Source organism: Bradyrhizobium sp. URHC0002, from assembly GCF_054059515.1.
In genome coordinates this window covers 5465457-5477026 of the sequence record NZ_JBSSCF010000001.1, presented here as the reverse complement: position 1 = coordinate 5477026, position 11570 = coordinate 5465457, and the positions used below count along the sequence as shown (strand labels likewise).

General features: G+C 60.9%; 6 protein-coding genes. 4 read left to right on the top strand and 2 right to left on the bottom strand.

From position 1 onward, the window contains the following. Positions 1-733: 733 nt before the first annotated feature. Positions 734-1684 (top strand): calcium-binding protein, encoded by a 951-nt coding sequence (locus tag ACVWVY_RS26675; RefSeq protein WP_456629157.1) that lies wholly within the window; start codon positions 734-736, stop codon positions 1682-1684. A 114-nt stretch (positions 1685-1798) separates the two neighbouring features. On the opposite strand, the gene ACVWVY_RS26670 is transcribed toward ACVWVY_RS26675, so the two are convergent. After that, a complete protein-coding gene (locus tag ACVWVY_RS26670; RefSeq protein WP_456629156.1) occupies positions 1799-3661 on the bottom strand; it encodes a PHA/PHB synthase family protein in 1863 nt (620 codons plus the stop codon). A gap of 174 nt (positions 3662-3835) precedes the next feature. Between ACVWVY_RS26670 and ACVWVY_RS26665 the strand changes: the two genes are divergently transcribed. The 3 genes from ACVWVY_RS26665 (at position 3836) to ACVWVY_RS26655 (ending at position 8268) form a co-directional block, all read left to right on the top strand. Beyond that, positions 3836-4321 carry a CBS domain-containing protein gene (locus tag ACVWVY_RS26665; RefSeq protein WP_456629155.1) on the top strand — a complete coding sequence of 162 codons (486 nt, stop codon included), beginning with the start codon at positions 3836-3838 and terminating at the stop codon, positions 4319-4321. A 45-nt stretch (positions 4322-4366) separates the two neighbouring features. After that, positions 4367-5752: a GntP family permease gene (locus tag ACVWVY_RS26660; RefSeq protein ID WP_456629154.1), complete on the top strand. Its 1386-nt coding sequence runs from the start codon at positions 4367-4369 to the stop codon at positions 5750-5752. A gap of 308 nt (positions 5753-6060) precedes the next feature. Next, positions 6061-8268 (top strand): lytic transglycosylase domain-containing protein, encoded by a 2208-nt coding sequence (locus ACVWVY_RS26655; RefSeq protein ID WP_456629153.1) that lies wholly within the window; start codon positions 6061-6063, stop codon positions 8266-8268. A 159-nt stretch (positions 8269-8427) separates the two neighbouring features. Here the strand turns inward: ACVWVY_RS26655 and ACVWVY_RS26650 are convergent, their stop codons facing one another. Next, a complete protein-coding gene (locus tag ACVWVY_RS26650; protein WP_456629152.1) occupies positions 8428-11565 on the bottom strand; it encodes an efflux RND transporter permease subunit in 3138 nt (1045 codons plus the stop codon). Positions 11566-11570: the final 5 nt, after the last annotated feature.

The window sequence follows — 11570 nt, the reverse complement described above, 5'->3', positions numbered from 1 at the left end:
ATGTTCGCTTACTGTTGCGGTCACGCAACAATCGTGGCCCGGAGGCAACCTTTATTTGGGGTTGATCGAACCTCGCCGCGTTATCCGGCCTCGACAAGCCTCCATTTCGAGTGTCCGCGCGCACGGCCCGCCACAATCTCCGCGCGAGTGAACGGAAACTTCCCCGAGGATTCGCCTCGCATCATGGCGCGCCAACCCATCTGCCGACACGCATCGCCGAGAATCGCAAAGCGCAATTCGAATCATATTCCTGCTGCATCTGATCGTTCGATTCCTCCAGCGCGCGACGCGCGCGGCGAAAATTTCACCGCATGACATCAACCGTGTTCGAAAGGGATCGCGTCATTTTTGTGCGGCCGGCACCTTTTGCGCGCGTTTTCGTCACGCGATGATGCAGCCTGCGACACGCACGCCGACAGCGGACTTATCTTTCATACGCAAGACAGAACAACGTCGTGCGCAACTTGTCGCAGACGTTTTTGATGACCCGTCGGAATTGAGGCACGCGCCAAAGAATCGGCCGCACGAATGCCTTTCGCGTCACCATATTGCCCCTGCCGCGCGCAAATCCGCCGCGCGCACGTCCAGCCGCGGACCCGTTTGGCTGTTCATTCTTCGATGCGGGTGAGGGAATCCTGCCTCACGTTCTCCCCGCGCGCATCACTTCACGATTCCCAAAATCAGTGGTGGTCGTTTGTACCTCGTGAGGCCTCTGAGTAAGAGGTTTTAATAAATGGCACGCTTCAATCTGAACGGTTTCCTCGACAATAGCCGCTTCGAGGATTTTTTCGCCAGGTTCGGCGGCGGCAGCTCCGACCATGATCATCTGAACGGGACAACCGGCAACAACACCTTGTTCGGGGGTGCCAAGGAAGACACGCTCGCCGGCATGGCCGGCAACGACACGCTCAATGGCGGCTCCGGCGATGACAAGGTGTGGGGCGGCTCGGGCAACGACAACCTCGCCGGCGGCACCGGCAACGACCTTCTGGTCGGCGGCTTCGGCGCCGACCGGATGGATGGCGGCGCCGGCAACGACGTCCTGCTCAGCCGGTCGGATGCTGGCGAAATGGTCGCGGCCCAGGACGGCAAGACGCAGATCTTCGCTCAAGAAACCGCTGCGTTCAAAGCCGTCAACGACACGCTGACCGGCGGCGCCGGCGGCGACACCTTCCGCTTCGAAGGTATGGTCAACGCCAAGGACTCGATCGTCGCCAAGCACGTCAATGCCGACGGCACCATCGACTGGGTCGGCGTCACCGGTGAAAACGGCGCCGTCCACGACCACTGGGTCGACGGCTTCGGCAACGACGTGATCCGCGACTTCAATCGCGCCCAGGGCGACAAGATTGAAATTTCGGCGCACACCGCCGAGGTCAAATCCATCGAGTACAAGGACAGCAACGGCGACGGCAAGAACGACTACAGCGTGATCACCGTCATCAGCCAGCAAGGCAATGCCGGCGCGCATGACGAGGATCTGCTCGGCACCATCACCGTCTACGGCAACCTGGTGAAGCAAAGCGATATCAACGTTACCCAGACGGTGTACGGCGCTTACGAGAAGGTCGGCGAACTCAACGGCGCGCACTTCCAACTGGAGGACGACGGCGTGCTCGCGGGTGGCGGCACCGACGGCGGCCACCACAACGAAGCGACGGCAATGGCCAACATGCACATGTAAGGCGAAAACAACGAGACACGATCACGGACAAGGGCCGCCTCCCGGCCCTTGTCCTCCAGCGTCCGGTACCGTTTCGATCGTCACCGGGCGCTGGACTGCATTTGCGTCAATGCTCTAGTTTGATTTTTGCCTGACGTATCGGCCGGGCGCGGGCTCGATCACGCCGAAAGCGTCGTTGCCCAGTTTCGTCGGCGCGTGAACGGTGCCACTGGAATGGCCTTTCATCCATCCGTCCCAGTCAGGCCACCAGCTTCCCGGCTTCTCGTTGGCGTTCTCCAGCCAATTTTTCGCGTCGCCTTTCAGATTGTCGTTGATCCAATAACTCCGCTTGTTGCGGGCGGGCGGATTGATCACGCCTGCAACGTGACCGCTGGCTGCGAGCACAAAGCGCGGGTCTTTTCCCATAAGGTCCTTTGAGCGGAACGCGCTCTGCCAGGGAACGATATGGTCCTCGCGAGAGGCCAGTATGAAGATAGGCACCTTCACTTTTGAGAGGTCGATCCGTTGACCGCATTGGGTGGTCGCGCCGGGCTCCCGGACCTTGTTTTCAACGTAGGTATTGCGCGTGTACCAGCAGTACATCGGGCCCGGCAGGCTGACGCTATCGGAATCCCAGTAGAGCAGATCGAACGCGTCAGGCGTCGCCCCCTTCAGATAACTCTCGACAACATAGCGCCAGATCAGATCGTTGGCGCGCAGGGTTCCGAAAGTAAAGGCCAGTTCCTTGCCGGGCAGAATACCGCCCATTCCGATCGTCGCCTCGCGCAGGGCTACGGAATTCTCGTCAATAAGCAGGCCGATTTCACCGGTATCGGCGAAATCGACCATCGTCGTCAGAAGGGTTATCGTTGCGAGCTTGTTGTCTCCGCGCGCGGCGAGAACGCCCGCGGCGCAGCTCAAGATGGTGCCCCCAACGCAGAAGCCCAGCGTATGAATTTGATCGGCTTTTGCAATGTCGCGCACAACCTCGATGCTCCTTAGCACCCCGAGGTTAAGGTAGTCGTCCCAGGTCAGGTTCTGGATCTCGGGAACGGCACTTCGCCAGGAAATCAGGAAGACCTGATGGCCCCGAGAGACCGCATATTCGACAAACGAGTTTCCGGCGCCGAGATCGAGCAAATAGTATTTGTTGATGCAAGGCGGTACGATCAGGAGCGGTGTTTTCTCGACCTCCGCCGTCTGCGGCGTATATTGGATGAGCTGAATTAGCTCGTTCTCAAAAATGACCGATCCGGGCGTCACCGCCAGATTGCGCCCCACCTCAAAGGCGGATTCGTCGACCCGGGTGATGCGGCCCTTCTGCAGATCTTCAATCAGGTTCTGCATCCCGGCCACAAGGCTCCCTGAACGCGTCTGGATGGCGGTTCGAATGACTTCCGGGTTGGTCGCCGGGAAATTCGACGGACTCATCGCATCAATGAATTGACGCGCGTAGAAGCGAAGCTGCAGCTTTGATTTTTCGTCTACCTGGGCTTGATCGACAAATTCGGCCAATTGCTTTGAAGTCATCAAGTAGGACTTCTTGATGAGTTCGTAGTAAGGCGAGTGCTGCCAGGCCTCGTCCTGGAAACGTCTCTCGAGGGCCGACCGCCGGGAACCCGCTGCAGATTCGTCGCCGAGGTAGCCTTTCCAGAAATCGATAACCGGATACCAGAACTGCCGCTGCAAGTTTGCCGCGAAGGTAAACGGCCATTGTTCGCCGCGCGTGGGAGGCTTGCCCTCTATGCCCATCGCGCCGACGAGCGCATCGTCAAATTGCTTCACTGACTGCTGGCCGGCGCGCATCAGGCTCTCGAGATATGCCGAGGAATCACCTGGGAATGACGAGCTGTTCATGTGAGCCTCCCGGATTGGTTTTGTATGCCGGTCGTTGTTATGCCGGCGAACCAATCGATGCAGATTATCGCTCCAAGCCGGCGCGATCGGCAAAATAAAAATGTTTATAGTGCGCTCGGCATACGGCTTGACATAGATCAACAAAAAGTCCGCCGCCCGCCCCTAGCCCTACTGAAGCACGGGCGCGCTGGAAGCAACGTTCTATTCGGAAGCCGGGAGCGAGCCTCCGAGCTTGGCGAGTGGTGTGTGCTGTATCCACCAAGACAGGATTGTCAAATCGCTCCAGGCCATTCTGCTCCCGGGAAGTGAGGCATCATGGATCATCCGCTCAGACGGCCGGAAGAAATTCTGGCTTATCGTTCATTAAAACAGGTCATCGCCGCAAAGCCGAGGTCTCTATGGACCGTCGGGCCCCGGGACAACGCGCTCACGGCAATGCGTCTGATGGCAGAAAAGAACATTGGGCTTGTCGTGGTTATGGAGAACGGGGCAATCGCAGGCATTCTTTCCGAACGCGATTGCGTGCGGCGGCTTGTGCTTGCCGGAAAAGCTCCAGAACGTACTCCAGTGGCGGACATCATGGTCAGGGAAGTTATCAAAATTGATCCTGCGAAGACGTTCGTGGACTGTCTGAAGCTGATGCACCTGCACAACATTCGTCACCTTCCGGTGGTCGAGAACGGTACTCCCATAACCGTTATCTCAATCCGTGACTTGCTGGCCGAGGCAGTCCAACACCACGCCAAGGTCATCGACGAACTCGAGCGCGAACGCATGACCATGTTCACGTCAACGGCCTGAGCATGCCTGGATACATTGGCTGACCATTGGAAGGGGAATGTCGCCATGAATCTCTTGATCGTTCTGGGCGCCCTGGTCTTTTTGATGTTTGTGGCCTACCGCGGCTACAGTGTCATCCTGTTCGCTCCGATCGCTGCACTTGGCGCGGTGTTGCTGACGGATCCCTCGCTCGTTCCACCGCTCTTTTCCAGCGTCTTCATGGAGAAGATGGTCGGCTTTGTGAAGAACTACTTTCCCGTTTTCATGCTGGGCGCCGTCTTCGGCAAAGTCATCGAGCTGTCAGGCTTTTCCAAGTCGATCGTCGCCGCCGTCATCAGCGTGCTCGGTCGGGAGCGCGCCGTACTATCCATTGTTGTTGTCTGCGCAATCCTGACCTATGGCGGCGTGTCGTTGTTCGTCGTTGTGTTTGCGGTCTATCCGTTTGCGGCCGAAATGTTCAGGCAGGGCGATATTCCAAAGCGGCTCATCCCCTGCACGATCGCACTCGGTGCGTTCAGCTTCACGATGGACGCCTTGCCGGGGACGCCGCAAATCCAGAACATCATTCCCACGACATTCTTCAATACGACGACGTGGGCCGCGCCGGTGCTAGGGCTTGTCGGCAGCGCTTTCGTTCTCGGCGTCGGCCTTGCCTATATCGAGAACCGCCGACGGGCGGCACAAAAGCGCGGAGAAGGCTACGGCACGGAACTTCTCAACGAGCCGGTGCCATTCGAAGAGAAGGAATTGCCCAACCCGTGGATCGCCATGCTGCCGCTGGTCGTGGTGGGCGTCACTAACCTCATATTGACGTTTCTGGTACCTCGGGCTTACGGCGCGAAACACGAAGTCGTACTCGGCGGCCACCCGATCGTTACTCAGATCGGTCCGGTGGCGGCCATATGGGCAGTGGAGGGCGCGCTGCTCCTCGGTATTGCGACGGTCTTCATCTTTGCCTGGCGTCCCGTGCTTGCAAAATTCGCGGATGGCAGCAAGGCGGCGGTTGCCGGGGCTTTGCTTGCGTCGCTCAATACCGCGTCCGAGTATGGGTTCGGCGGGGTGATTGCGCTTTTGCCGGGCTTTGCGGCGGTTTCCGCTGCGCTCAGGGCGATCCCCAATCCGCTTGTCAATGAAGCCGTGACCGTGACGGTGCTCGCCGGCATCACCGGCTCGGCTTCCGGTGGCATGAGCATTGCCCTTGCCGCGATGTCCGAAGAATTCATTGCAGCCGCAAAGGCGGCGAACATACCGCTCGAAGTCTTTCACCGTATCGCGGCCATGGCGAGCGGCGGCATGGATACATTGCCTCACAACGGCGCCGTCATCACGCTGCTCGCGGTTACGGGCCTGACCCACCGCCAGGCCTATAAGGATGTGTTCGTGATCACGTTGACAAAAACTGCGGCAGTGTTCGTTGCCATCGCGTTCTTCTATCTGACCGGGATCTACTGAGGGCGTGAGCTGTCCTGGCATCTGCAGGTCGGGATTTTCGAGCTGCTTGCGCACCGCCCGGATCGTTCAGCGCATCAACGTGCGCGGCATTGAGCCGGGCAAACCCGCTCCGTCCGTGGTCGAAGGCGATTCCACGCATACTCTGGAACTTTTCGCACTCCATCGCCTCATTTTGCACGCGTTTGTTGTACAGACGTGACAATTGCATCGCGGGCGTTGTGGTACCCTTCGAACAGTTCAGGCCACGCATCACGCGATCTCCTGGTTTGACAGTGTTTGTGACGTGGGTTTCGCAGGGGGGCCATGGAATGAACCGGTGCTTACGCTCGCTGTCCTGTTTTTTCACGCTAGCCGGGCTCGCCTTCTTCTCGACAGATGCGACCGCACGGCCCAGCCATAAGCCACACGCCCAGAAGGCGCACGAAGCGACCAAGAAGTCGCAAGCGGGGAAGGAAGCCCGCCCTCGTCGCAGCGCGGCAATCGGAAAAAATCGGCACGCCAAGCACGCTTCCGCACAACGCAAGGCGAAGCAGCCGGAGGCCTCGCCCGCTCCCAAGGAAGCCATCGCGCCGCTGACGGGCGATCTTGCGCTGGTGAAAGAAGCCATCGATCTCGCGCGCGAGGCAAAGACCCAGGAGGCGACGGACATCCGGAACAGGATCGCGGATCCGGCGGCGCAAAAGCTCGTCGAGTGGTACATCCTGCGTCATCCGGAAACGATCGCGCCTTTCAGCCGCTACGCGGCGTTCATCGCCGCCAATCCCGAATGGCCGAGTGCGCCGTTGTTGCGTCGGCGCGCAGAGGCGCGGCTGTGGGAGCAGCGCATCGATGCGGCGACGGTCCGCGGCTTCACCGGCGATCGGCCCGCCAGCGCCAAGGGCAAGTTGGCGCTGGCACGCGTGCTGCTCGCAGAAGGCGATCGGGACGGCGCGGCCCGGCTGGCGCGCGATGCATGGCGGTCGGACGAATTGTCGGAGCGCCTGGAGATCGACGTGTTCGAGACGTTCCGCGACCTCCTCAATCGCGATGACCACCGTGCGCGCATGGACAGGCGCATCGGCGCCAAGGATCTTGTCGGCGCGAAGCGCGCCGCGAAGCGCCTTGGCGACGACGAGCTCGCGATCGTGAAGGCCTGTGCCGCGGTCAAGGGAAAAGCGGACAAGGCGATGGATGCGCTCAACGACGTCGCAGCCGAGGCACGGCAGGATCTCGGCTACACCCTTTGCCGTGTCCAGTGGATGCTCGCCAAGGACCAGATCGATGACGCGGCCCGCCTGATGGTGGCGGCCTCGCCGGAGACGATGGCGCTGCAGGACACCGATCAATGGTGGCGCGAGCGCCGCTCGCTCGCCCGCAAGCTGCTCGATCAGGGCAAGTTCCAGACGGCCTATCAGGTGATCCGCCCCGCCGCGCTGCCGGCCAATGAATACTACCGGTCCGACTTCCACTTCATGTGCGGCTGGATCGCCCTGCGCTACCTCGGCGACCCCGCCACCGCGGCCCGGCATTTCGCCCGCATCGATGAGGGACAGGTCAATCCGACCGTGCTGGCGCGGGCGCACTACTGGCGCGGGCGCGCCGCCGAAGCCCTTGGCCAGGCGGATGCGATGCGTGCGAGCTATGAAGCGGCTGCCCGCTACCCGACCGCCTATTACGGCCAGCTCGCGCGCGCCAGGCTTGGCCGCGACCAGATCGAACTGCGCGCGCCCTCGCCCGTTCTCGCCTCCGCCGATGCCTCGGTCACCGACGAACGCGTGCGCGCCGCCGATATGCTCTACGGGATCGGCGAGCGTGATGTCGTGCTCTATTTTGCCGCCGATCTCGGCGCACACAGCTCTGATGTTACCCTGCTCGAAGCGCTCGGCGAACTCACCGGCCGCCGCAACGACGCCCGCGCGATGCTGCAGGTTGGAAAGCCCTCACTCGGCCGCGGACTGCCGCTCGACCATTACGCGTTTCCGACCATCGGGATTCCGCCGCACCGTCAGCTCGCCCCCGAAATCGAGCACAGCATGGTCTATTCGGTGGCGCGCACAGAGAGCGCGTTCGACCAGCGCGACAAGTCTGCGGCAAATGCCGTCGGCCTGATGCAGGTGACGCCGGAAGCGGGACGCGATACCGCAAAACGCTTCAAGATCACCTATGACTGGGACCGGATGGTTTCCGACCCGGTCTACAACACGCAAATCGGCGCCGCCGAACTCAGTGCGCTGCTATCGGAATACAAGGGCAATCACATCATGACCTTTGCCGGCTACAACGCCGGACGGGGCCGCGTCCGGGACTGGGTCAAGGCGTATGGCGATCCGCGCGATCCCAAGGTCGACCCGGTCGACTGGGTCGAGCGCATCCCGTTCTCCGAAACCCGCAACTACGTCCAGCGCGTGATTGAGAATTTAGCGGTCTACCGCGCCCGGTTTGACAGCAAGACCGCGGTGGCGTCGAAGACCGACGCACGCGTTGTTACGCAGGAGACGAATGCGGCACCGGTGCCGGCGGCGAACGCGGCGCAATAAGTTCGCCGCATCGATAGGCCGTCTGCGGCCTGTCGAACAGCCGATGCGCCGGCCCGTTAGAGCATGATCGGTTCTGATTGAATCAGAACCGAAGCTCTAGATTCTTGTTTTGACGCGTTTTCTTCGCGCGAACCGGTATCCACTTCGCTCGGAAACGCTCTAGTGGGCTGCAACCTCATGCATCCCGCTGTCCTTTATCGTTGGCATCCACAGTCTTGCGAAAACCGGGATGACCAGCAGGCTGCAGATCGGGGACAACAGCATCCCGCCAACGATGACCAGCGCCAGCGGCTGCTGGACCTGCGAGCCGATCCCTGTCGAGATAGCCGCCGGGACCAGGCCAATACACGCCGATAGCCCTGTCATGAAGATTTGCCGCATCCTTGTTTGCGCGGCGCGGATGATGGCGTCCTCCGTCCCCATGCCTTCCTCGATGTCGTGGCGGATATAGGACATCAGCAGGATGCCATCCATCGCCGAGACGCCGAACAGCGAGATGAAGCCAACCGCGGCCGAGACGCTGAAATTCAGGCCGCCGATATGGAGCCCGAGAATTCCGCCGGCCACCGCGAACGGAATGCCCGACAGCGCCAGCAGGCTGTCCCGTATCGAATTGAACAGGCTGTAGAGCAGCATCAGGATCAGAAGCAGGCTCAACGGCACAATCAGCGCGAGCCGCTTCTTTGCGTCAACAAGCGCGCCATATTCGCCCGACCATTCGAGCGAATAGCCCTGAGGGAGCGGAACGTTCTTCTGAACCCGCTCCTGGGCCTCGAGCACGGTCGAACCGAGATCGCGGTCGCGGACGCTATACTTCAGCGGGATAAAGCGCTGACTGTTCTCGCGGTAGATATAGGCCGCGCCGCTGACGAGCTTGATCTCGCCAAGATCGCCAAGCCGAATATAGGCCGTCGGCGTCTTGGGATCCGAGTTTGGAAGCGCGACCGGAATCGCGCGAATGGCGTCGACATCCCTGCGGTATTCCGGTGCCAGGCGGACCGTCAGCGCGAAGATCATCTCCCCTTCATAGACCTTGGAAACTTCCTGGCCGCCGATCGCGGCCTGGACCACGGAATTGATGTCGCTGATCGAGAAGCCGTAGCGCGCGGTCTTGGCGCGATCGATCTGGACGATCAAATTGGGCTGGCCGAGCAGGTTGAAACCGGCGGGATCGGCGACCCCACGCACGCCCGAGAGTTCGGTCTTCACCGATTTGGACAGCCGCTCCAGCTCATGGAGGTCCCTGCCGAAGATCTTGATCGAGTTCTCGCCTTTCACGCCGGAGACGGCTTCCTCGATATTGTCCTGGATGTACTGCGAGAAGTTGAAATCGATGCCGACGAATTCCCGGTTGAGCTTCTCGCTCATCTGCTTGACCATCTGCTCCTTGGTCAGCCCCGATGGCCACGTGTCGGCCGGCTTGAGCGGAACGAAGAACTCGGCGAGAAACGAACCGTCGGGATCGGTGCCTTCTTCACCGCGTCCCTGCTCGGAAAACACGGTCTGGACTGGTGGATAGCTCGCTATGATGGTGCGGATCTTTGCCACCGTTTCCATTCCGGCCTCGAGCGTGATGGTCGGCGGCATCACGGCCCGGATCCAGAGGTTGCCTTCCTCCAGCTTGGGCAGGAACTCGGTGCCGAGCCGGAATCCGAGACTGAGGCACAGCACGAGAAACACTGCGGCGATGGCTGCGGCGCGGCGGTAGTTGCGGACCGCGCGCACCAGAACGGCCTGGTAGAGCTTGCGGATATGCCGGACCAGGAAGGTTTCGACTTCCTGGACATGGACCGGCAGCAGAATTGAGGCCAGCACGGGTGTCACCGTGAAAGTCGCTATCACGGCGCCGAGCAATGCATAGGCGTAGGTCCGCGCCATCGGCCCGAAGATCTGGCCTTCCACACCCTGCATCGTGAAAAGCGGCAGAAATGCTGCGATGGTGATGATGACCGAAAAGAGGATCGCCTTGTCGACCTCGACCGCGCCGGTCAGGATCCAGCCAAGTTTGTCACTGAGCCTGGCGCTACGTCCCGGCGGCAGCCGTGGCCCGTGATGGGCGATCTGGCGGAAGATATTTTCCACCATGATGACGGTGCCGTCGACGATGATGCCGAGATCGATAGCACCGACCGACAGCAGGTTCGCGGACTCGCCCCGCATCACCGTGATCATCACTGCAAGCAATAGCGCCACCGGAATTGTGGCAGAGACGATCAACGCGCAGCGGAGGTCGCCGAGAAACACCCACTGGATGAGAAAGATGAGCGCCACTCCGAACAGCAAATTATGCAGAACGGTCTGCACCGTGATCGCAACGAGATCGCCGCGGTCATAGAATGGCACGATCTTGACGCCGGCCGGCAGCGATCCGTCGGAGTTGATACGCTCCACCGCAGCGCGTACGCGCTTGACCACCTCCATGGTGCGCTCGAGTTTCTGCATCAGGACGATGCCGGTAACGACGTCGGTCCTGTCATCACGGCCGGCGAGACCGAGCCGGGGCGCGTACCCGATCTGGACCTTGGCTACGTCGGACACCAGTACCGGCACGCCGCCCTGCTGGGTCAATACGATATTGCCGATATCGTCCATCGAGGTGACGACGCCGATGCTGCGGACATTGACCGATTGTTCGCCGATCGCGATGGTGCGGCCGCCGACATTGGAATTGCTCGCCGAAATCGCGGTCATGATCTGCGGCAGCGTCAGCCCATAGGCCATCATGCGGTCGAGATTGATCTCGGCCTGGAACTCCCTGGTCTTTCCGCCGAGCACCGCGACGTCGGAGACACCGGGCACGATGCGCAGCTTGCGTTCGACCACCCAGTCCTGCAGCGTCTTGAGCTTCATGACGTCCATGCCCGGGGGCCCGGTAAGCTCGTAGCGGAAGATTTCGCTGATGCCTCCGGCGGGCGAGATCACCGGCAGGACGCCGGTCGGCAGAACCGCATCCTTCAGCCGGTTGATGGTCTGCTGACGAACGAAATGATAGTCGCGGCCGTATTCGAACTGCAGACGGATAAAGCCCAGTCCGTAGACGGTGTTGGAGCGGATGAACTTCAGGCCGGGGGTGCTGGCGACTGCGATCTCGATCGGAATCGTGATGTAGCGCTCCACCTCCTCCGGCGACTGGCCCTGCTGCTGGGCGATGATCTCGATGATCGGCGGCGCCGGATCGGGATAGGCCTCGATGTTCAGGGCCAGGAAAGCAACGCTGCCGAGACCGAGAAAGGCCACGTACGCGACCATCACCAGCAGCCGCCGCGAGAGGCAGAATGCGATCAGACTACGCAGCATCGATG

Coding starts and splice junctions, on each gene's coding strand:
- ACVWVY_RS26655 (WP_456629153.1), top strand. CDS start 6,061: ATGAACCGGTGCTTACGCTCGCTGTCCTGTTTTTTCACGCTAGCCGGG.
- ACVWVY_RS26660 (WP_456629154.1), top strand. CDS start 4,367: ATGAATCTCTTGATCGTTCTGGGCGCCCTGGTCTTTTTGATGTTTGTG.
- ACVWVY_RS26665 (WP_456629155.1), top strand. CDS start 3,836: ATGGATCATCCGCTCAGACGGCCGGAAGAAATTCTGGCTTATCGTTCA.
- ACVWVY_RS26675 (WP_456629157.1), top strand. CDS start 734: ATGGCACGCTTCAATCTGAACGGTTTCCTCGACAATAGCCGCTTCGAG.
- ACVWVY_RS26650 (WP_456629152.1), bottom strand. CDS start 11,565: ATGCTGCGTAGTCTGATCGCATTCTGCCTCTCGCGGCGGCTGCTGGTG.